Here is a 22,619-nt window from a genome sequence, read left to right as displayed (position 1 = left end):
GGGAGTTTACCTTATCGGGATTTATTGCCAGTTCTGGCCTCACGCTGGCAACCCAGCTCCCACAGGGTTATCGGTGCACACGAATCTTGTGAGCGACTCGGTACTTGTGGGAGCTGGCTTGCCAGCGATTGGCCGTGACGCGGTGTCAGGCCTTGTTCCGCTCAATGGCGAAACCCGCCCAAGTCTGGCTCACCGGCATCAACTCCAGGCTGTTGATGTTGATGTGCGCCGGCGCATTCATCACCCAGAAAATCGTCTCGGCAATGTCCTGCGGCTGGATCGGCTCGGCACCCGCATAAGTCGCGTTGTAACGCTCCTGATCACCAGCAAAGCGCACCAGCGAGAACTCGCTCTCACACAGACCCGGCTCGATGTTGCTGACCCGCACGCCCGTACCTTGCAAGTCGCAACGCAGGTTCAGCGAGAACTGTTTAACGAACGCCTTGGTCGCGCCATACACATGACTGCCCGGATACGGATAGTTGCCAGCGATGGAACCCAGGTTGACGATGCCGGCGCCACGGCCATGGGCGATCAGGCGCGGCAGCAGCAGGCGCGTGGCGTACATCAGGCCTTTGACGTTGGTGTCGACCATGGTGTCCCAATCGTCCAGATCGCACTTCGGCGCCGGGTCCACGCCCAGGGCTAAACCTGCGTTGTTGATCAGGCCACGCAGCTTGGCGAACGATGGTGGCAAGTTGGCAATTGCCTCCTCCATCGCCTTGCGATCACGCACATCGAGCACCAGGCCATGCACTTCGGTCTGCTTCGACAGCTCGGCGCACAGCGCATTGAGGCGTTCTTCACGACGACCGGTCAGCACCAGTTTCCAGCCAGCCTCGGCAAAACGGCGGGCACAGGCTTCACCAAATCCGGACGTCGCGCCGGTGATAAACAGGGTGTTGGACATCGTGTTCTCCTTGCTTCGGCCGCCAGGGCAGCCCTTGGAATAGAAAATCAGCAGGCAGCATGCCCGGCCCGGCACTCACGGGCAACTGCTACAAAGTGTACAAAAAACATCCAACCCCGCCGGCGCCACAGCCGCCGTGGCCTGTAGCCATGTGCACGCATGTTATCCACAGCCCCTTCCACAGTTTCCGGGGGCAACTGGAAATGCGCAAAGCCGCGCCACACAAGGCTTTGCGGGCGAAATAGAAAGTTTTTTGCTTGACCCTGAAGTGGCAGATGTGCGGGACATGGCATTTTGCACGACTGATCAGTCAGTACAGTGATTGCGCGAGGCCAGCAATTACGGCCCTCAGCGCAGTCTTTCCAGAGTTTAATCACAGACTTATCCACAGGATTGTTCACACGGAATGGCCGCTGAGGCATCACCCAGAAAAAGGTTGACAACGACGTCTTACGCTCCCGCAAAAACGCCTGATCAAAAAACAACCACACACGTGCAAGCCACGTTTTACAAGGCGTGCAGCCAGATACACCCACGTTATTCACAGCCAGCTCCACAGTAACCGGGGACAAGTCAAAACTGTGGAAAAACAGCCATTTGCAGCGTCTATATGTCGCGCTTTGACAGCTTGGGGAATTTGTTTTCCACAATTCTGGATTCTGGCGCAGATCAACTGTAGGAGTGAGCCTGCTCGCGATAGCGGTGTATCAGTCACCGGTGATGGCGAATGGGAAAACGCGATCGCGAGCAGGCTCACTCCTACAGGGAATTTGTGGTGGGTTTGAGATATAAAAAGCCCCGGGACTTGCGTCGCCGGGGCTGTGTTTGACGCTGGAAAAGTCAGTGCCCGCCCAGATAGGCGTTACGCACCTCCTCATTCACCAACAGCTCTTTACCCGTGCCCGTCAGGCGAATCTCGCCGTTGACCATCACATACGCCCGGTCAGACAGTTTCAGCGCATGGTTGGCGTTCTGCTCGACCAGAAAAATGGTCATGCCGGTTTTTGCCAGTTCGCGCAGGGTCGCGAAGATCTGCTTCACCACGATCGGCGCCAGGCCCAGGCTCGGCTCGTCGAGCAGCAACAGCTTTGGCCGGCTCATTAACGCGCGGGCAATCGCAAGCATCTGCTGCTCACCGCCGGACATGGTCATCGCCCGCTGGGTACGCCGCTCTTCCAGCCGTGGAAACAGCGTAAACATGCGCTGCATGTCCTCTTTGGCGTACTTGTCGCCAATCGGGATGGTGCCCATCAGCAGGTTTTCCTCGACGGTCATGTCGGGGAACACCCGCCGCCCTTCCGGCGACTGCGCAATGCCGTGGGAGGCGATGTAGTGAGAGGACTTCTGGGTGATGTCGACACCCTGATAAATGATCTGCCCGCCGGCCGCCCGTGGCTGGCCGAAGATCGACATGAGCAACGTTGATTTGCCGGCGCCGTTGGAGCCGATCAGGCTGACGGTTTCCCCTTCGTTGATCTGCAGCGAAACACCTTTGAGCGCCTGGATCGGCCCGTAGAACACGTCGAGGTCTTTGAGTTCGAGGATCGGTTGCGTCATACCAGCTCCTCCTCGTCGGCGCCCAGATAGGCGGCAATCACTTTCGGGTCGTTACGAATCGCTTCAGGCCCGCCTTCGGCGATGACGATGCCGTGGTCCAGCACCACGATGTGGTCGGAAATACTCATAACCATGCCCATGTCGTGTTCGATCAGCACCACGGTCAGATCGTGCTCATCGCGCAGCAGCCGGATCATCGCGCTCAGCGCTTCGGTTTCCTGAGGGTTGAGGCCAGCGGCCGGTTCGTCGAGGCAGATGATCTGCGGCCGCGTGCACATGGCCCGGGCAATCTCCAGACGGCGCTGCTGGCCGTAGGAAAGTTCACCGGCGAGACGGTTGGCACAGTCCACCAGATCGACCACTTCGAGCCAATAGAACGCAACATCCAGCGCATCGCTCTCCGCCTTGCGGTAGCCCTTGGTATTGAGGATGCCGGCGAGCATGTTGCGGTTGACCCACATGTGCTGGGCCACCAGCAGGTTTTCCAGCACCGACATTTCCTTGAACAGGCGAATGTTCTGGAAGGTCCGCGCCAGCCCCGCACGGTTCACCAGGTGCGTACCGCCGAACATCTTGTAGTACATGCGGCTGAGGAAAGATTTCGGCGAGACGAAATCGGTCGGTTTGAACGACTCGCCCAGCAACTGGATGACGTTGGTCTGCTGGCCGCGCACATTGAGTTCGATCTTGCCGCCGGTGGCTTTGTAGAACCCGGTCAGGCAGTTGAACACCGTGGTCTTGCCGGCGCCGTTGGGGCCGATCAGGGCGAAGATCGAGTTGCGTTTGACCTTCAGGCTGACATCGCTCAAGGCCTTGATGCCACCGAAATGCATCATCAGTTTTTCAACAGAGAGTACGACTTCACTCATGGCGCAGTCCTCTCATAGTGAATGGCACCTTTGCGTGGAGTGACCCCGGTACGGCTGATGCGGATCAGCCCGCGTGGTCGCCAGATCATCATCAACACCATCAGGATGCCGAACAGCAGCACGCGATATTCAGCGAAGCCGCGCAGCAGTTCCGGAGCGACGGTGAGCACGAACGCGGCGATTACCACGCCGATGGTCGAGCCCATGCCGCCGAGCACAACGATGGCAAGGATCAACGCTGATTCGAAGAAGGTAAACGAGGTCGGGTTGACAAAGCCTTGGTAGGTGGCGAAAAACACCCCGGCCAGACCTGCGGTCGATGCACCGATGGTGAACGCCGAGAGTTTGACCAGCACGTGGTTGAGCCCCATCGAGCGGCAGGCGATTTCATCTTCACGCAAGGCTTCCCAAGCGCGACCGACCGGCATTTTCACCAGCCGATGCTTGATGTACAGCACGGCCAATACCACGAGGAACAACACCGCGTAAATGAAGTAATACTTCACGTCCGGGTTGTAGGCGATGCCGAAGAACTCGTGAAACGGCACCCCGCCATCCTTCGCCCGTTTGCCGAACTCCAGACCGAAGAACGTCGGCAATGGCGCCGGCATGCCGTTCGGGCCGCCGGTCAGCGACAACCAGTTGTTGAGGACCAGGCGAATGATTTCACCAAAGCCCAGAGTCACGATTGCCAGATAGTCGCCGTGCAGACGCAACACCGGGAAACCGAGAATGCAACCGGCAAGACCGGCAGTGATCGCCGCCAGCGGCAACACCGTCCAGAAGCCCAGACCGAGGTATTGATAACCGAGCGCCAGACCGTAGGCACCGATGGCGTAAAACGCCACGTAACCCAAGTCGAGCAGACCGGCCAGACCGACCACGATGTTCAGCCCCAGCCCCAGCAACACGTAGATCAACCCAAGGATGACCACGCCGAGCAGATAGGAGTTGGAGACAAACGGAACAATGACCGCCAGCACAATCAGCAGCGGGATGATCCAGCGCAGCGAGGATTTGTGATCGGCAGGCAACACATGCACACCGGAACCGGTGCTTTCGAATCCGTCGAGAATTTTCAGGCCTTTGGGCGTTTGCAGGAACAGGCTGAGGGCAAAGCGGCCGATCATGACAATGCCGATGATCCAGGCCACGCGGGTCGGCTCGAGGTTGAAGCTGTAACCCTCGAGCACAACGCCGACAATCGGGCCGAAAACGATCAGGGCAATCAGGCCGGCAAGAATCGCCTCAACCAGGCTTTTTTTGATATCGATGGATTTTTGAGTGGTTGAAGACATCGCTTACACCTTCGACACAAGAGGACGGCCCAACAGGCCCTGCGGCCGGAAGACCAGAACAAGTACGAGCAGCGAGAAGCTGAACACGTCTTTGTAGTCGGAGTTGACCAGACCGGAGAACAGCGACTCGGAAATGCCGAGGATGATCCCGCCGAGCATGGCCCCGGGCAGCGAACCGATCCCGCCAAGCACCGCCGCGGTGAACGCCTTGATGCCGATGATGAAGCCGGCATAGAAGTCGAAAGTGCCGTAGTTCATGGTGATCAGCACGCCGGCCAGCGCCGCCATGGCTGCACCGATGATGAACACATAGGAAATGACCCGGTCGGTGTTGATGCCGAGGATCGAAGCCATCTTGCGGTCTTGCTGGGTCGCACGGCACATGCGTCCGAGCTTGGTGTACTTGATGACGTAGGTCAGCAGGCCCATGCCGACGAACGCGGCTACCAGAATGAAGACTTTGGTGTAGGTCAGTTGCACGAAGCCGGTACCGACTTCGACACGCCATGCACCGCTCAGCAGGGTTGGCACGCCCTGTTGCTTGGCGCCTTGGGCGATCTGTGCGTAGTTCTGCAGGATCAGCGAGATACCGATGGCGCTGATCAACGGGGCCAGTCGGGTGGAGTTGCGCAGGGGTTTGTAAGCGACTCGCTCAATGACCCAGCCATACACCGCCGTGATCACGATGGTGAAAATCAGGGTGCCGAGCATCAGCAGCGGGAAGGATTCGATACCGAAGTAAGCCAGCAGAGCCAGACTGATTGCCGCCAGGTAAGCAGAAATCATGTAAACCTCGCCGTGGGCGAAGTTGATCATGCCGATGATGCCATAGACCATTGTGTAGCCGATGGCGATCAGGCCATAGACCGACCCGAGGGTCAGGCCGTTGACCAGTTGCTGCAGGAAAATACCATCCATAACGCAATCTCACGCAGTGAGAACCTGCACACCTGGGGTGTGCGGTTCTTCTAGGAAAAATACAGATTTACGTCGGAGCAATGTCAGCCACGATTCACCCGTCACCACCGCCCCCTGTAGGAGTGAGCCTGCTCGCGATAGCGGATTAACATTCAACACATGTGTTGCCTGTAACTCCGTCATCGCGAGCAGGCTCACTCCTACAAAGGAACCGTGGGATCAACTGATCGCGTCAGCCCTTACTTCTGTTTTTCCAGCTGGTGATATTTGCCGTCCTTGTCCCACTGGTAAACCACGTAGTCGGAGACTTTCAGGTCGCCCTTGGAATCCCAGGTTTTTTCGCCCATCACGGTTTTCACCGGATTTTTCTTCAGCCAGGCTGCGGCCTCTTCACCCTTGTTGGACTTCGCGCCGTTGAACGCGGCAGCCAGGGTCTGCACCGAAGCGTAGGCGTACAGGGTGTAGCCCTCAGGCTCAGTACCGGCCTTGCGGAAAGCGTCCACTACGGTCTTGCTCTCAGGCAACAGACGCGGGTCGGCGCCAAAGGTCATCAGCACGCCATCGGTGAATTGCGGACCACCGGCGGTGGTCACCAGTTCGTCAGTCACGATGCCGTCATCGGACATGAACTTGACGTCTTTCAGGCCTTGTTCACGCAGTTGGCGAACCAGCGGGCCGGCCTCCGGGTGCAGACCGCCGAAGTAGACGACGTCCGCGCCAGCGCCACGGATCTTGGTGACGATGGTGCTGAAGTCTTTCTCGCCACGGGTCAGGCCTTCGTATAGCACCGGCGTCACGCCGCGCTTGACCAGTTGTGCCTTGGTGGCATCCGCCAGGCCTTGGCCGTAGGTGTCCTTGTCGTGCAGCACAACGACTTTCTTGCCCTTGAGCACATCAACGATGTAGTCGCCGGCCACGATGCCTTGCTGGTCATCACGCCCGCACATACGGAACATGGCGCTGAGGCCACGTTCAGTGACTTGCGGGTTGGTCGAACCCGGAGTGATCGCGATGATCCCGGCTTCGTCATAGATTTCCGACGCTGGAATGGTCGAAGAAGAGCAGAAGTGACCGACCACGCCGGCGACTTTCTGGTTGGTGAGGTCCTTGGCGACCGTCACGGCCTGCTTCGGTTCGCAGGCGTCATCGCCCTTGACCAGTACGATCTTTTCCCCGTTGACGCCGCCCGCCGCGTTCACCGCGTCAGCCGCTGCCTGTGCACCCTTCATGTACTGCTCGCCAAATGCCGCGTTGGCGCCAGTCATTGGACCCGCTACACCGATTTTCACATCGGCTTGAGCAAACGCAGAAACACCCAACGCAGTAGCCACTGCGAGGGCCAGAAAGCCTTTCTTGTAAAACGTCTGGGACATGAGGTGGTGCTCCAAGGTTTTTTTTAGTTGGCACTGCGACTTCACTTCACTGAATGCTGAGAGCAAGGGCCGTGCCATCGGTTTTTTATTCTTCAAAAAGTCGCTGCTTTCTTGTTATTTCGACTGTTTCGTTCCCATTTTCATTGGGCGTGCAACCGTCTAAACCGCGGAAGGTGAAACCATTTATTTTTTCAGGCGCAACCCGCACGCGCCATCATTGCAACCGCGGCGCCAAACAACGTGCAACCAGCCTGTAACAGCGCGCGTCACCGAACTGCACACTGCTGGTGCGGGACTGCTACAACCCGCACCATTACAGGCTAGTCGCTGCATCGAAAAGCGCCGCTTCCGGCAACATATTTCAACACTCAAATCACGATGCGCAGGCACTGGCCCGCGTGATACAGAGAAAAACCGGCCTCGTACAGGCAACTGCGCAAGCCGACACCCGACAAGGGCTGCATCGGTGCGAAGGGAATCGGCAGGGCTTGTGAATTGCCGTTACACAGGTAGTCGGCAAAGGCTTTGCCGACTACGGTCCCGGTGGTGACCCCGCGACCGTTGTAGCCAGTGACGGCCACCAGTCCCGGCGCCGGTTCGAACAGGCGCATGAGGTGGTCGGGGGTGAACGCAATGCGCCCGGTCCAGGTGCACTCCCATTCGACCGCCTTCAGATTGGGGAAATAGTGCTGCTGCACGCGATCGGCCCAGGCCTTGAGAAACCACGTCGGTTTCTGATTGCCGTTGCCCAGGCTACCCAGCAATAACCGCCCTTCTTTGTCGCGGCGAATGCTGCTCAGTACCTGCCGTGTATCCCACGAGCCCTGCCCGCCCGGAAGAATTTCCTGAGCGGCGTCTTCGGTCAGCGGCACCGAAGCGACCTGATAGTAATAACCGGGGAAAAAGTTGCGCTTGAGTTCGGTCCAGTCGCCTTCGGTGTAGGCGTTGGAGGCGATGACCACTTGCTCGGCCAGCACGGATCCGTGCTCAGTCTGCACCGACCATTTCGCGCCCTGACGTTCAAGGCGAGTGACCGGTGAATGATCGAACATTTGCCCGCCAAGACTGATCACGGCATTGGCCAGCCCGGTGACGTAGGCCATCGGGTTGAGCGTACCGGCGCGACGATCGAGCAATGCGGCGGCAATCTTTTGCGTGCCGGTGGCTTGCTCGCAGGCCTTGCCGGTGAGCAATTCGACCGGTGCACCCCGGCGTTTCCATTGCTGTTCACGACTGCGCAGATCTGCTTCACCCTTGGCGTTGTGCGCCATGTGCAGCGTGCCTTCGCGGCGTAACTGGCAATCGATGTTGTACTTGTCCACAAGGCTGAAGACCAGCGCCGGCGCGGCCCCGAGCATGCGGTTGAGCTGACTGCCGACCGCTTCGCCAAACCCGGCTTCGATCTCGTCCGGTGGAATCCACATGCCGGCGTTGACCAGCCCGACGTTGCGCCCGGAGCCGCCGTGACCGGCGCGATGCGCTTCCAGCACGCAGACGCTTTTGCCTTTTTCCAACAGATGCAGCGCCGCCGACAACCCGGTGAACCCGGCGCCGATCACGCAGACATCGACCTTGATTTCGCCCTTGAGCGCCGAGTTATCCGGCCTTTGCGGCGTGAGTTTTTCCCACAGACATTCTTCGCGTAACGGCATTGCCAGACTCCAACAGAAACCTGCCAAACACAGTGCTGATCCTGTGGGAGCGAGCTTGCTCCGGGCGGCGTTCCGACGAAAGCGGCGTATCAGCCAACATCTAAGTCGACTGACTCACCGCATTCGCGAGCAGGCTCGCTCCCACAGGGGATCTCCATTTGATGGGAGCAGTCAGTCGAAGGTGATGCCCTGCGCCAGCGGCAACTCCAGCGAGTAGTTCACGGTGTTGGTCTGACGGCGCATGTAAGCGCGCCATGCGTCCGAGCCGGACTCACGACCACCACCGGTCTCTTTCTCGCCACCAAACGCACCGCCAATTTCGGCACCGCTCGGGCCGATGTTGACGTTGGCAATGCCACAATCGCTGCCAACCGCCGACATGAACTGCTCGGCTTCACGCACGTCAGTGGTGAAGATGCACGACGACAGACCTTGTGGCACGGCGTTGTTCAGGCGCAGCGCTTCCTGGAAATCGCTGTAACCGACCACGTACAGAATCGGTGCGAAGGTTTCGTTGCAGACCACGTCGCTCTGCTCCGGCATTTCAACGATGGCCGGCGAGACGTAGTAGGCGTTGGGGAACTGATCTTCGAGCTGACGCTTGCCGCCGAACACCCGGCCGCCCTCGCTCAATGCCTGCTCCAGCGCGTCCTGCATGTTTTCGAAGCTGTGCTTGTCGATCAGCGGACCGACCAGATTGCCTTCCAGCGGGTTGCCGATGCGCACTTTCGAGTACGCGGCTTTAAGGCGGGTGACGATCTCTTCCTTGACCGACTCATGGGCGATCAGACGACGTAACGTGGTGCAGCGCTGACCGGCAGTGCCGACGGCGCTGAACAGAATTGCACGCACCGCCATGTCGAGGTCGGCGCTTGGGCCGAGGATCATCGCGTTGTTGCCGCCCAGTTCCAGAATGCTGCGGGCAAAACGCGCGGCGACTTTCGGCGCCACTTCGCGGCCCATGCGCGTGCTGCCAGTGGCACTGATCAGCGCGACACGCGGGTCATCGACCAACGCTTCGCCGGCATCGCGGCCACCAATAATCACTTGGCAAAGGTTCGCCGGGGCATCGGTGAAGTTCTTCACCACGCGGTCGAACAGTGCCTGACAGGCCAGTGCGGTCAGCGGGGTTTTCTCCGACGGTTTCCACACCACCGGGTTGCCGCAGACCAGCGCCAGCGTGGTGTTCCACGCCCACACCGCCACCGGGAAGTTGAACGCGCTGATCACCCCGACCACGCCCAGCGGATGCCAGGTTTCACGCATGTGGTGGCCCGGACGCTCGGAGGCAATGGTCAAACCGTACAGCTGGCGGGACAAGCCGACGGCGAAATCGCAGATGTCGATCATCTCCTGCACTTCACCCAAGCCTTCCTGAGTGATCTTGCCGGCCTCCCAGGAAACCAGCTCGCCAAGATCAGCCTTGTATTCGCGCAGCACTTCACCGAATTGACGCACCAGCTCGCCGCGACGCGGGGCCGGCACCTTGCGCCACTGCTCGAACGCATGATCTGCGCGACTGATGTGCTGCTCGACTTCGGCCGGGCCTTCCCAGTTGACCGCGGCGATGCGGCTGCCGTCGATCGGCGAGTGCACCGGCACTTTGCCGTTCTGATAAAGGGCCGGGGTCACACCTAGACGATCAAGCAATGCGGCAACCATGGGTCACTCCTCAAACAAAAAACTGAATGTGTGCGGACGCTTTTTCGCGACCGGGCAGGCCTTTAGTTGTAGCGTCACAATGACGAGGCAACAAACGACCTTTACGCGAGATATCATTCCGTTTATTCATGCTGCGCACAGAAAGACAAGAAAAGGATCGGCCATGCTGAACAAACGCCACTTGCCCTCGATCACCGCGTTGCAGTGCTTCGAGGCCGTGACCCGGCACCTGAGTTTCACTCGCGCCGCTGAGGAGCTGAACCTGACCCAGAGTGCGGTGAGCAAACAGGTCGCGCAGCTTGAAGAGTTGTTGCAACACTTGTTGTTCCGCCGGGTGCGGCGGCGCTTGCAGATGACCCCGGCCGGGGATTTGTACCTGGTTGAAGTACGAAAAATCCTCTCGCAAGTGGAGATGTCGACGCATTACCTGCGTTCCTACGGCGGCGAAACCGAAGTCCTGCGTGTTTCTACACCCTCGACCTTCGGCGCCCGCTGGCTGGTGCCGCGCCTGAAAGGCTGGCGCTTGCGCCATCCGTCGATCCATCTGGATTTGTGCAACGAACAGGAGGCGGATGATCTGCTGCAAGGGCGCAGTGATCTGGCGTTCTACTTCGGTCAGGGCTCACGGCCCGGCACTGAATGCCTGAAGTTGTTCGGCGAAGAGCTGGTGCCGGTCTGCGCCCCGGGCAGCCTGCCGGACACGCCGTTCACTGATCCGACGCAACTCACCGATCTGGTGCTGCTGCAAAATGCCTCGCGCCCGCAGGCCTGGCACGACTGGTTCGACAGCCAGGGTTACCAGACCGAGCACAGCTACCACGGGCCGCGCTTCGAAACCTTTTATATGTGCATCCGTGCCGCGCAGGTCGGCTGTGGCGTGGCGTTGTTGCCGCGATTTCTGGTGGAAGAGGAATTGGCCGACGGCAAACTGGTCATTCCCTTTGAGCATGCCATGCCCAGCACTGATGCCTATTACCTGGCGTACCCGGAGCATGCGGCGGAAGTGCCGAAGGTGCGTGATTTTGTGAAGTGGATGCTCGAACAGATCGACAGCCCGGAAATTTGACTCGATTGAAAAATGTGGGAGCGAGCCTGCTCGCGAAGAGGCCGGCACATTCAGTATCAATGTTGACTGAAATGACGCCTTCGCGAGCAGGCTCGCTCCCACAAGGGTTCTGCGGTGATTTAAAAAACTGCTGGCAATCTTCGTCCCGGATATGCGCCACTAGCGCCATTGATTGAGACCGCGCCAGCGCGCGGCGCACCTGGAGACCCCGTTATGAGCGAGAGTGTGTTTGCCGATCGCATCGTGCAGAACCTGCTCGACACCGACTTCTACAAACTGACAATGATGCAGGCGGTGCTGCACAACTACCCCAACGTTGAAGTCGAATGGGAGTTTCGTTGCCGTAACAGCGAGGATCTGCGCCCGTATCTGGCCGAGATCCGCTACCAGATCGAGCGTCTGGCCGAGTTGAGCCTGAGCGCCGACCAACTGAGTTTCCTTGAGCGGATCAGTTTCCTCAAACCAGACTTCCTGCGTTTCCTCGGATTGTTCCGCTTCAACCTGCGCTATGTGCATACCGGTATCGAAAACGGCGAGTTGTTCATCCGCCTGCGTGGACCATGGCTGCACGTAATCCTCTACGAAGTGCCGTTGCTGGCGATCGTCAGCGAAGTACGCAACCGCTATCGCTATCGTGAAACAGTGCTTGAACAGGCCCGCGAGCAGCTCTATCGCAAATTCGACTGGCTGACCGCCAACGCTTCGGCCGATGAGTTATCGCAACTGCAAGTCGCCGATTTCGGCACCCGTCGACGCTTTTCGTATGGCGTGCAGGCTGAAGTGGTGAATGTACTCAAGCACGATTTCCCCGGACGTTTTGTCGGTACCAGCAACGTGCACCTGTCCCGCGAACTGGACATGAAACCGCTGGGTACCATGGCCCACGAATGGATCATGGCCCATCAACAACTCGGTCCACGGCTGATCGACAGCCAGATCGCCGCACTCGATTGCTGGGTCCGTGAATATCGCGGTTTACTGGGGATCGCGCTCACCGATTGCATCACCACCGATGCCTTCCTCGGCGATTTTGATCTGTTCTTCGCCAAGCTGTTCGATGGCCTGCGCCATGACTCCGGCGATCCTGTGGTGTGGGGCGAAAAATGCATCGCGCACTATCACAGGCTTGGCATCGACCCGATGAGCAAGACCCTGGTGTTCTCCGACAGCCTGACCCTGCCCAAGTCGCTGGAGATCTTCCGCGCGCTGCACGGTCGGATCAACGTCAGCTTCGGCATCGGCACCAACCTCACCTGTGACATTCCGGGTGTCGAACCGATGAGCATCGTGCTTAAAATGACTGCCTGCAACGGCCAACCGGTGGCGAAGATCTCCGACGAGCCAGGCAAGTCCCACTGCAAAGACCCGAATTTCGTCGCCTATTTGCGACACGTGTTCCAGGTTCCTGCCGATTCCAGTCTATCTAGCAAGGAGTGAATTCATGCAAGCCGTACAGCGTGAGATTGCGCAGCAGCTCAAGGTGCAACCGCCGTTCGCCGACTACAAGGCTCTGCAGGCCGAAGTCGCCCGGCGCATTACCTTTATTCAGGATTGCCTGGTCAATTCGGGGCTCAAGACACTGGTGCTGGGCATCAGCGGCGGCGTCGACTCGCTGACCGCAGGTCTCTTGGCCCAGCGCGCGATGCGTGAGCTGCGCGACAAGACCGGCGACAACAGCTACACATTCATCGCCGTGCGCCTGCCTTACGAAACCCAGTTCGACGAGCACGACGCCCAGGCTTCGGTGGATTTCATTGCCCCGGACGAACGCCACACGGTCAACATCGGCCCGGCGGTGAAATCGCTGGCCAGTGAAGTGGCGGCGTTTGAAGGCAAGCACGCGGTGTCGGTGGACTTTGTGCTCGGCAATACCAAGGCACGCATGCGCATGGTCGCCCAGTACACCATCGCCGGCGCGGCGCATGGTCTGGTGATCGGCACCGATCATGCGGCGGAAGCGGTGATGGGTTTCTTCACCAAGTTCGGTGACGGCGCCTGCGATCTGGCACCGCTCAGCGGTCTGGTGAAAAACCAGGTTCGGGCGATTGCGCGCAGCTTTGGTGCGCCGGAGTCGCTGGTCGAGAAAATCCCGACGGCGGATCTGGAAGACCTGTCGCCAGGGAAACCAGACGAAGCGTCCCACGGCGTGACCTATGCCGAGATCGATGCGTTCCTGCACGGCGAACCGGTGCGTCAGGAAGCGTTCGACATCATCGTTGCGACCTACAACAAAACTCATCACAAGCGTGTGATGCCGTTTGCGCCGTAAGTGCTGATGGCATGAAAAAGCCCGCTGAGGAGTGGTCCTCAGCGGGCTTTTCTTTGGCCCAGACATCAGTTGATGTCGATGGCCCCTTCGCGAGCAAGCTCGCTCCCACATTGACGGCGCGAACCTGTGGGAGCGAGCTTGCTCGCGAAGAACGATGACGCGATTGGCGTACTTACTTAACGGTAATCGTGCCTTTCATCATCGAGATGTGGCCAGGGAACGAGCAGAAGAAGCCGTATTTTTCAGCGGCGTTCAGCTTCGACACGTCGAAGGTCAGCGAATCGGTTTCTTTGGCGCCGATGATTTTGGTGTGGGCGATCACGCGAGCGTCGCCGTCTTTCAGGTAGTTCTTGTCGATGCCAGCGGCCAGACCGTCGGTAGCGATCGGCTGCATGTCAGCTTCTTTGCTGATCACCAGGTTATGGCCCATCACGTTCTTCGGCAGGCTGCCGGAGTGGGTCAGTTCGACGGTGAAGGTCTTGCAGCTCTTGTCGATCACGATTTCCTTGGTGTTGAAGGACATCTGATCGGTGGAGTCAACGGTGGTTTTGCACTCGGCAGCCATCAATTGGCTGCTGGCCAGCGCCAGCAGGGATACCGCAACAACTTTGGAAAACATGGTGAATCTCCAAGGCAGGGTTAACAAAAACACGAATGGTGGAAAGACTGCCTGAAATCTTCGCAAGTTCCTATGACTTGAGTCAAAAATTGTATACAACTTTCAGGCTATGACACTCATCGACACAATCTAACGGCCAGATTCCCCGGCCGGCCCTATGATCGGCGCATCTACTGAGACGGAGTGCCTGTCATGTTCTTTAACGGTCTGTTGTACAGTTTGCTCGCCGCCTACGCCTGTGGCGCCAGCGGTACCTTTGAATCGCCTGAACGCGAAGTTTAGGCCTTGGATCACGGCGTGCCAGCCATTACCCTGTGACGGATTGACCCAGGAGGAAGGCATGTCTCTGAAATCCGTATGTGTATTTTGCGGTGCCAATGCTGGCACTGATCCGGCTTACACCGAAGCCGCCATCGCCCTTGGCCGGGCCTTGGCTGAACGCAAGTTGACCCTGGTCTACGGCGGTGGTGCTGTGGGCTTGATGGGCATTGTCGCCGACGCCGCGCTGGCCGCTGGCGGTGAAGTGATCGGCATCATTCCGCAGAGCCTGATGGACAAGGAAATCGGTCACAAAAGCCTGACGCGCCTGGAAGTGGTCGATGGCATGCACGCGCGCAAGGCGCGCATGGCTGAGCTGAGTGATGCGTTTATCGCTCTGCCCGGTGGTCTCGGTACGCTGGAAGAGCTGTTCGAAGTCTGGACCTGGGGCCAGCTCGGCTACCACGGCAAACCACTGGGCCTGCTCGAAGTGAACGGTTTCTACAGCAAACTCACTGCATTTCTTGACCATATCGTCGGCGAAGGCTTCGTTCGCGCGCCACACCGTGACATGCTGCAAGTGAGCGAATCGCCGCAAACACTGCTCGATGCCTTGGATAACTGGAAGCCGACCGTCACGCCCAAGTGGGTCGACCAAAAACCCGGCTAACTGCCGGGCACCGATACAGGGCAGAATACGCGCCGCTCAACCTCACCTTCGACCAAGAGGAACGCCCATGGCCAAACCCAATTACTCCTTCGCCAAACGTCAACGAGACCTGGCAAAGGAACAGAAGAAAGAGGAAAAGCTTCAGCGCAAGAAACAAACCGCTGAAGAAGCAGCACTGAACCCTGAGGGTGAAGTGGCAACGGAAGATGATGTTGATGCAACCCAAGCAACTGAAACACCGAAAGATCAGGCGCCCGACGCCTGAACCCCACCGGGTTTGATCATCGAATCAGACCCTGCGGATTTGTGACGGGGCTGGCGGTTTCACTGCCGGCCCTCGCAGCCTTCCATTCCCAAGTGCACCCAATTCCCATGTGGGAGCGAGCCTGCTCGCGAAAGCGGTGTATCAGCCACATGTAAGTTGACTGACCTGACGCTATCGCGAGCAGGCTCACTCCTACAGTTTGATCTGCGTTAATCCAGGGGCATCACGGTAACGCGGACTTCCGGGTCGTGATTGCCACCGCCAAGAATCACCCCGCGCAGCGGCGAAACATCCGAGAAGTCCCGCCCCCACGCCAGCGTGATGTGTTCCAGCGCCGGCCGCACATTGTTGGTCGGATCAAAATCCACCCAGCCCAGCACCGGACAAAAAACTGAAACCCAGGCATGCGAAGCATCAGCACCGATCAAGCGTGGTTGTCCTGGTGGCGGCTGCGTCAGCAGGTAACCACTGATATATCGCGCCGCCAGCCCTCGCGAACGCACGCAGGCCAACAGCAAGTGCGCGAAGTCCTGACACACCCCGCGTCGCCGCTCCAGCACTTCCACCAAGGGCGTCGCCACTTGGGTCGCCTCGGCATCGAAGGTGAATTCGCTGAAGATCTTCTGCATCAAGTCCTGCACACCCAACAGCAACGGGCGGCCCGCCGGGAAGCAGCTTTGCGAGAACTCGACGAAGCTGCGCTTCAAATGCACGTAGGGTGACTGGAACCGGTAACGGCAGGCTTCGAGCAACTCAGCGGCCAACGGCTGACTGCTGTAGCTCAGCGCATCGCGGGTCAACTCCCAGGCGGGTGACTGATTGAAATCCAGCGTCGGCCGCGCCAGCACTTCAACGGTGAGTTGTGCATTGACCTGCAATTCGTCATGCGGCCGCTCAAAGGCCAGTCGGGTCAACGGATTGCCGAATACATCCAGCTCATCGCGCCGCGCTGTCGGGTCCGGGCTGATGAGCAATTGCTGTTCGGTACAGCGCTGCCAGGCACATTCACGCGGCCACAAGTGCGCCAGTTGTTGCGCCAGGGATACCGGGCTGTCGTAGTGGTAACAGGTGTCGTGGAAGATCTGGTATCGAGCATTCATCAGACGGACACCGTGCGTTGGCTGACGTCATCGACATGGGCGAAATGGCGCAGGGCCAGACGATCCGAGACCTGACCACTGGCGTCGGCAATGTCCTGCAGGAGATCCGCCAGACCATTGAGCGCCGCTCGTACGCTGGTCTCACCGAACAACGGATTCTCCAGACAGCCCAGATCGAATCGCGCCAGACGCTCGACCAGTTGTGGCAGCCACGCTTCCCGTGGCACACCGAAATCATCGTTCAAACGCTTCAACGTGCGGGTCACCAGTTTCAATTGAAACAACACCGCGTGCGGGTTTTGCTCATCAAGCAACAACAGGTCGAGCACCGGAATCAGCTGCGCCACCGCCAGATAACGTGAGCGATAGGTGATGCTGCTGTTGCCCAGCTCCAGCAGCCACTCCAGACCCGCCTGATCGAACGCTCCGGCGCCACGCAGAAAAGCCGCAAGGCTGCTGCTGAGAAACTGCAGCCGCTCGATGCGTCGGCCGATCATCAGAAAGCGCCAGCCCTCGTCCCGGGTCATGTCGTCGAGGGCAAAACCTGACAGCGCCGCCAGCGACATCACCAAGCGGTTGAGGAAATCCAGCAGTTCGCCGAAGTCGGGTTCCTCCGTGTCCAGCTCCATTGCTTCACGCTGCAACTCCACCAGCGCCTGCCAGTTCTCCCGCGAGAGCTTGCCGCGTACCTGCGAGGCCGCCCACTGCAAGCGTTGCAGGTTGGATCGCAGACTGAACGACCAGTCCTCGCCGAGCAGTGCTGCGAGCAAGCGCTCCGGCAATTCGCCTTCGTCCGGTAACAGCGTCAGTCGCTCACCGAGATCGACCGCCGCCTGTAGCGCTTGCGGGTCATCGCCATCGACATACCGCGCGAGCACGATCCGCAGCAGCCGTGCACTGTCATCACAGCGTTCGCAGTAACGGCCGAACCAGAACAGGTTTTCCACTACCCGTGAGGGCAGGTACGGGTCGCGCCGTACCAGATCGTGGACGCCGACGTTGCGTTGAGTCTTCCACTGTTCGCCGCTGGGCGGACGATCGCCCAATACCCAAGTGTCTTTGCTCGCCCCGCCGCGCTGCATCGACACCACTTCGGCATCGGCATCGGCGGCCACCCGGGTCAGGCCACCGGGCAGCACGCGATAATCCTCGCCACTGGCCACCGCGTACATGCGCATGCCGATCGCACGCGGTTGCAGTTGACCGTTTTCGGCCTGCCAGATGGGCGCATGCGACAGCTGCGCCAATTCTTGCGCGACGTAGGCGTAAGGGCGCGCCTGCATGCGCTCGGCAAGCGCCTGACGCTGCTTTTCACTCAGATCACGGCCAAACACAGGTGTGAAGCTTTGTGAGGGGAAGGCTGGCTTGATCAGCAGCTCGGGAAGTTTTTCCAGGGCTTGCGCCAATACCGGCGCCTCGCCGCACCACCACGTCGCGATCGACGGCAGAAGCAGGTCTTCGCCGAACAGGAATTGATTGATCTTCGGCAGAAACCCGAGCAGTCCCGGTGACTCCAGCACGCCACTGCCCAGCGCGTTGGCGACCAGTACGCGGCCCTGACGCACCGCTTCGAGCAGCCCGGGCACGCCGAGCGCAGAGTCTGTGCGCAGCTCCAGAGGATCACAGAAGTCGTCGTCGAGACGGCGCATGATCGCGTGTACCCGACGCAGGCCACTGAGGGTTTTCAGATAGACCGTGGCGTCGCGCACCGTCAGGTCTCCGCCCTCGACCAACGGGTAACCGAGCTGGCGAGCCAGATACAAATGCTCGAAATAGCTTTCGTTGAAACGCCCCGGCGTGAGCAGCACCACCAGCGGTGCGTCATCGTCACACGGTGCCTGTCGCGCGAGGGTTTCCTGCAACGTGCGGAAAAACCCGGCCAGATGCTGCACCTTCAGATCCCGGTACAACTCGGGAAAGGCGCGCGACACAATGGTGCGGTTTTCCAGGGCATACCCGGCGCCCGAAGGCGCTTGTGTGCGATCGGCGGTCACCCACCAACGCCCATCCGGCGTGCGCGCCAGATCCACCGCGTACAGATGCAGGAAGGCGTTTTCCGGGGGAACGATGCCCTGACAGGGCCAGAGAAAATTGTTGTGCCCGAAGACCAGTTCAGCCGGCAACAGGCCTTCGCTGATCAAGCGCTGCGGCCCGTACAAATCCGCCAGCACGGCGTTGAGCAGTCGCGCGCGCTGAGCGATGCCTGCCGACAATTGCCGCCATTCATCCGCCGCAATCACATGCGGCAGCAGATCCAGCTCCCACGGGCGATCCGCGCCTTTCGGGTCGGCATAAACGTTATAAGTAACGCCGTTTTCCTGAATCTGCCGCGCCAGCAAGGCTTGCCGCTGCACCAGTTGTGCCGGCGTGCTGCGCTGCAACTGATCGAACAGCCGCTGCCAATGCGGGCGCACCGCGCCACTGCCGTCGAGCAGTTCGTGATAAGTGCCCGCCGTAAGCGGGTAGCGGTCTAGCAGGTCAGGCATGGAAAGCTCGGCAGACAGCAAGGAACGGTCAGACTAACGCAGGCACATGACGCGCGGATATACGAAAAATCCGCGTGTCGCGTAGGCCTTAGAAACGTCGCAAATCGATTGTCATCGGTAGCTCGTCACTGATTTCTACGTTCGGTATCGGAAGTTTCCCCGGCGTGTGTCCGACGCGGAAGAACCGCGCCATCCGCCTGCTCTCCGCTTCGTTGGCGTTGACCGGCAACGTCTCGTAATTGCGCCCGCCCGGATGCGCGACATGGTACTGACAACCGCCCAGCGAGCGGCCCATCCAGGTGTCGAGCAAGTCGAACACCAGCGGTGCGTGCACGGGTATGGTCGGTTGCAGGCAGTTGGCCGGTTGCCACGCGCGATAACGCACACCGGCAACGAACTCGCCCACCCGCCCGGTAGGGTGCAACGGTACCGCGACACCATTGCAGGTCAGCAGATAGCGCTGCGGCGGCAGCCCTTTGAGTTTGACCTGCAAGCGCTCCAGCGATGAATCGACGTAACGCACTGTGCCGCCTGCCGCACCCTCCTCGCCCAGAACATGCCACGGTTCCAGCGCCTGACGCAGCTCCAGTTCGATGCCATTGACGGCGTAATCGCCAACCTTGGGAAAACGAAACTCCATATGCGCGGCAAACCATTCCGCGCGCAGCGGGTAACCGGCGTTGTTGAGTTCGACGATGACGTCAGCGAAATCCTGCTCGATAAAGTGCGGCAGCAGGAAACGATCGTGCAGTTCGGTGCCCCAGCGCGCCAGTTTCGGTGGCGCATAAGGTTCGCGCCAGAACCGTGCGACCAGCGCCCGCAGCAACAACTGCTGAGCCAGGCTCATGCGCGCGTGGGGTGGCATTTCAAAGGCGCGCAGTTCCAGCAAGCCAAGACGCCCGGTGGCGCCGTCCGGCGAATAGAGTTTGTCGATGCAGAATTCGGCGCGGTGCGTGTTGCCGGTGACGTCGATCAGCAGGTTGCGCAGCAGTCGATCGACCAGCCATGGCGCGCACTCCTCGCCCGGTTCGGGCATCTGCGCAAAAGCGATTTCCAGTTCGTACAGCGCGTCATTGCGCGCCTCGTCGACACGCGGCGCCTGAGACGTCGGGCCGATAAAAAGTCCGGAAAACAGATAGGACAACGACGGATGGTTGTGCCAGTAACTGATCAGGCTGCGCAGCAGATCGGGGCGACGCAGAAACGGGGAGTCCGCCGGCGTCGCGCCACCGAGAACAAAATGGTTCCCGCCGCCGGTGCCAGTGTGCCGACCATCGATCATGAATTTCTCGGTGGTCAGCCGCGTCTGGCGCGCCTGTTCATAAAGAAACTCGGTGCGCTCGACCAGTTCGTCCCATGTCGCCGATGGCTGCACGTTGACCTCGATCACCCCCGGATCCGGAGTGATGCGCAAGTTGCTCAGGCGTGGATCGCTCGGCGGCTCGTAGCCTTCGAGCAACACCGGGCAATGCAGTTCTTCGGCGGTGGCCTCGATGGCCGCCACCAGTTCCAGATAATCCTCCACCCGCTCCAGCGGCGGCATGAACAGGTACAAACGCCCTTCACGCGCCTCGGCGCAGAACGCAGTGCGGGTCAGCCAATCGGCAGATTCGTCGATTTTCGGCACGCGCTCGTCAGTCGTCGCCGCTTCGCCCGGGCTGTTGAGCTGCGCGGGGTGTGGCAGCTCGGGGAAATCCTGATTCGGATCCTGTGGATGAATAAACGGATACTCGGCGGCCTTCACCCATGGCTGCGACCCCAGTGGCAGGCGATAGCCCAGCGGCGAATCCCCCGGGATCAAACGGCAATGCTCCTCACGCAGATACCAGCGCCCGCTCTGCCATTGGTCGCCCTTGGCCGTGCGCGCCAGCGGCAGCACCTGGCCGATCACCTTGTTCAGGCCCTGACTGAAGACCTTGCGCAGGCGTGCGCGCTCAAGCGGTTCTTCCAGACGCGAATCTTCGGCGCTGACATTGCTCGGCAATGTGCCCTCGCGCCAGAGGTAATAGAAATTGTCTTCGTAGGCCGGAAAGACAAAGCGTGCAGGCAGTTTCAGGCGTTCGGCGACACTGCCCAGAAAACGCCCGGCCAGTTCGCCATTGGCGCCGTAATCCTGCTGCTCATCGGCGATCAGCGCGTCGTTGTGCCAGATCGGCACGCCATCGCGCCGCCAATAGCAATTGAGCGACCAGCGCGGCAGTTGCTCGCCGGGATACCACTTGCCCTGACCAAAATGCACGAGGCCTTTCGGCGCGTAGTGCTTGCGCATGCGCTGGAACAGTTCGGCGGACAGTCGACGTTTATCGTCACCCAACGCAGCGGTGTTCCACTCGGCGCCGTCCGGGTCATCGATGGACACGAAAGTCGGCTCGCCGCCCATGGTCAGGCGCACATCATCCGCCAACAGGTCGGCATCGATCTGCCGACCGAGCGCCTGAATCGCCAGCCATTGCTCATCGGTATAGGGCTTGGTGACGCGCGGCGCCTCCCAGATCCGCTCCACCGACATTTCGTGGCTGAACTCACACTCGCAAGGCTCGACCAAGCCACTGATCGGCGCCGCCGAGGACGGATCGGGACTACACGCCAACGGGATATGCCCTTCGCCGGCAAACAGCCCTGACGTCGCATCCAGACCGATCCAGCCGGCGCCCGGCAGATACACCTCGCACCAGGCGTGCAGGTCGGTGAAATCCACTTCGGTGCCGGACGGGCCATCGAGGCTTTTCACATCGGCGGTCAGTTGAATCAGGTAGCCGGAGACGAATCGTGCTGCCAGGCCGAGGTTACGCAGCAGTTGCACCAGCAACCACGCCGAATCCCGGCAGGAACCCGAGGCGTGTTCGAGGGTGTGTTCCGGGGTCTGCACGCCCGGCTCCATGCGGATCAGATAGCCGATGTCTTCGCTCAGACGCTGATTGAGCGCCACCAGAAAATCCACCGCAGGCAATGGCGTGCGGTCGATGGCGTCCAGATAGGCTTTGAATTTGGGTGTCAGTGGCAGGGTTTCGAGGTACGGCGCCAGTTCCTTGCGCTCATCGGCTGCATAGGAGAAAGGGATTTTCTCGGCGTAGGGTTCGAGGAAAAAATCGAAGGGGTTGAACACGGCCATTTCGGCGAGCAGATCGACTTCGATGCGCAATTCATTGGTTTTCTCGGGGAACACCAGCCGCGCGAGATAGTTGCCCTGCGGGTCCTGCTGCCAGTTGATGAAATGCTGCTCGGGCGAGACTTTCAGCGCATACGACAGAATCCGCGTGCGGCTGTGGGCAGCCGGGCGCAGGCGAACGATCTGCGGGCCGAGTTCGACAGCGCGGTCGTAGCGGTAATGCGTGACGTGATGCAATGCGACATGAATCGACACGGCGTGCCTCCTGCGAGCCTAAGCGTATTCGAAAGCGCGCAAGACTTATGCCATGCAGAGGACTTGGGCGCTTTCCCGGAATGCTTAAGGCAGTACAGCACCAAAATCGGGCGGCGCGAGGAAATGGTTTGGCGAAGTTGCGCCTAAATGTGGCGAGCAGGTGTTGATAACGTGTTTGAGCTGGCCCCATCGCTGGCAAGCCAGCTCCCACAGGTTTCTCTGTCGCTCAGAGATCGGTGGCCACTAAAAAACCCTGTGGGAGCTGGCTTGCCAGCGATGTGGC

The 22,619-nt window shown here is 59.8% G+C and carries 17 protein-coding genes; 5 read left to right on the top strand and 12 right to left on the bottom strand.

The features are described 5' to 3' along the window. Positions 1-145 precede the first annotated feature (145 nt). The 8 genes from U6037_RS02770 to U6037_RS02735 form a co-directional block, all read right to left on the bottom strand. The gene (locus U6037_RS02770) at positions 146-910 is read right to left on the bottom strand and encodes an SDR family oxidoreductase (RefSeq protein ID WP_007915905.1); all 765 of its coding nucleotides are present in this window, start codon (positions 908-910) and stop codon (positions 146-148) included. Between the two features lie 840 nt (positions 911-1,750). Next, positions 1,751-2,467, bottom strand: coding sequence for an ABC transporter ATP-binding protein (locus tag U6037_RS02765; RefSeq protein ID WP_008078275.1), 717 nt, complete (start codon positions 2,465-2,467; stop codon positions 1,751-1,753). Beyond that, complete coding sequence (locus U6037_RS02760) at positions 2,464-3,336, bottom strand: ABC transporter ATP-binding protein (protein ID WP_016771916.1); 873 nt, start codon at positions 3,334-3,336, stop codon at positions 2,464-2,466. Before U6037_RS02760 ends, U6037_RS02765 begins: the two co-directional genes overlap by 4 nt. Further along, positions 3,333-4,634, bottom strand: coding sequence for a high-affinity branched-chain amino acid ABC transporter permease LivM (livM, locus tag U6037_RS02755; protein WP_095047315.1), 1,302 nt, complete (start codon positions 4,632-4,634; stop codon positions 3,333-3,335). The genes U6037_RS02760 and livM overlap by 4 nt, the downstream gene beginning before the upstream one ends. A 3-nt stretch (positions 4,635-4,637) precedes the next feature. Next, positions 4,638-5,552, bottom strand: coding sequence for an ABC transporter permease subunit (locus tag U6037_RS02750; RefSeq protein ID WP_034151619.1), 915 nt, complete (start codon positions 5,550-5,552; stop codon positions 4,638-4,640). Positions 5,553-5,791: 239 nt separating this feature from the next. Beyond that, positions 5,792-6,925 (bottom strand): ABC transporter substrate-binding protein, encoded by a 1,134-nt coding sequence (locus U6037_RS02745; RefSeq protein ID WP_038360427.1) that lies wholly within the window; start codon positions 6,923-6,925, stop codon positions 5,792-5,794. Between the two features lie 368 nt (positions 6,926-7,293). After that, on the bottom strand, positions 7,294-8,577 hold the full coding sequence (locus U6037_RS02740; RefSeq protein WP_322845721.1) for an FAD-binding oxidoreductase: 1,284 nt from the start codon (positions 8,575-8,577) through the stop codon (positions 7,294-7,296). A gap of 171 nt (positions 8,578-8,748) precedes the next feature. Next, entirely contained in the window at positions 8,749-10,239 is a 1,491-nt protein-coding gene (locus U6037_RS02735) for an aldehyde dehydrogenase family protein (protein ID WP_322845720.1), read from the bottom strand. A gap of 163 nt (positions 10,240-10,402) precedes the next feature. Here U6037_RS02735 and U6037_RS02730 point away from each other — a divergent pair, with 163 nt between their 5' ends. The 3 genes from U6037_RS02730 to nadE all read left to right on the top strand — a co-directional run bounded on the left by U6037_RS02730 (position 10,403) and on the right by nadE (position 13,574). Beyond that, positions 10,403-11,305, top strand: a complete 903-nt coding sequence (locus tag U6037_RS02730; protein WP_322845719.1) for a LysR family transcriptional regulator — start codon at positions 10,403-10,405, stop codon at positions 11,303-11,305. A gap of 213 nt (positions 11,306-11,518) precedes the next feature. Continuing rightward, positions 11,519-12,742 carry a nicotinate phosphoribosyltransferase gene (pncB, locus tag U6037_RS02725; RefSeq protein WP_322845718.1) on the top strand — a complete coding sequence of 408 codons (1,224 nt, stop codon included), beginning with the start codon at positions 11,519-11,521 and terminating at the stop codon, positions 12,740-12,742. 4 nt (positions 12,743-12,746) lie between these two features. Continuing rightward, entirely contained in the window at positions 12,747-13,574 is an 828-nt protein-coding gene (gene nadE, locus U6037_RS02720; protein WP_322845717.1) for an ammonia-dependent NAD(+) synthetase, read from the top strand. 172 nt (positions 13,575-13,746) lie between these two features. Here nadE and azu read toward each other — a convergent pair whose 3' ends face one another. Further along, positions 13,747-14,193 (bottom strand): azurin, encoded by a 447-nt coding sequence (gene azu / locus U6037_RS02715; RefSeq protein WP_123470942.1) that lies wholly within the window; start codon positions 14,191-14,193, stop codon positions 13,747-13,749. A 340-nt stretch (positions 14,194-14,533) separates the two neighbouring features. Between azu and U6037_RS02710 the strand changes: the two genes are divergently transcribed. Both U6037_RS02710 and U6037_RS02705 read left to right on the top strand, forming a co-directional pair. Further along, positions 14,534-15,121, top strand: a complete 588-nt coding sequence (locus U6037_RS02710; RefSeq protein ID WP_064117208.1) for a TIGR00730 family Rossman fold protein — start codon at positions 14,534-14,536, stop codon at positions 15,119-15,121. Positions 15,122-15,188: 67 nt separating this feature from the next. Continuing rightward, positions 15,189-15,386: a hypothetical protein gene (locus tag U6037_RS02705; protein ID WP_322845716.1), complete on the top strand. Its 198-nt coding sequence runs from the start codon at positions 15,189-15,191 to the stop codon at positions 15,384-15,386. A gap of 209 nt (positions 15,387-15,595) precedes the next feature. Here the strand turns inward: U6037_RS02705 and U6037_RS02700 are convergent, their stop codons facing one another. The 3 genes from U6037_RS02700 to U6037_RS02690 form a co-directional block, all read right to left on the bottom strand. Further along, a complete protein-coding gene (locus U6037_RS02700; protein WP_322845715.1) occupies positions 15,596-16,486 on the bottom strand; it encodes a transglutaminase family protein in 891 nt (296 codons plus the stop codon). Beyond that, positions 16,486-18,972 carry a circularly permuted type 2 ATP-grasp protein gene (locus U6037_RS02695; protein WP_322845714.1) on the bottom strand — a complete coding sequence of 829 codons (2,487 nt, stop codon included), beginning with the start codon at positions 18,970-18,972 and terminating at the stop codon, positions 16,486-16,488. Before U6037_RS02695 ends, U6037_RS02700 begins: the two co-directional genes overlap by 1 nt. Positions 18,973-19,060: 88 nt before the next feature. Beyond that, entirely contained in the window at positions 19,061-22,336 is a 3,276-nt protein-coding gene (locus U6037_RS02690; RefSeq protein WP_322845713.1) for a transglutaminase family protein, read from the bottom strand. Positions 22,337-22,619 lie beyond the last annotated feature (283 nt).

The sequence above is a fragment of the Pseudomonas sp. B33.4 genome, assembly GCF_034555375.1.
Classification (GTDB): Bacteria; Pseudomonadota; Gammaproteobacteria; order Pseudomonadales; family Pseudomonadaceae; genus Aquipseudomonas.
Note: the sequence above shows the minus strand (reverse complement) of the source record. Positions and strands in the feature narration are given on the sequence as shown.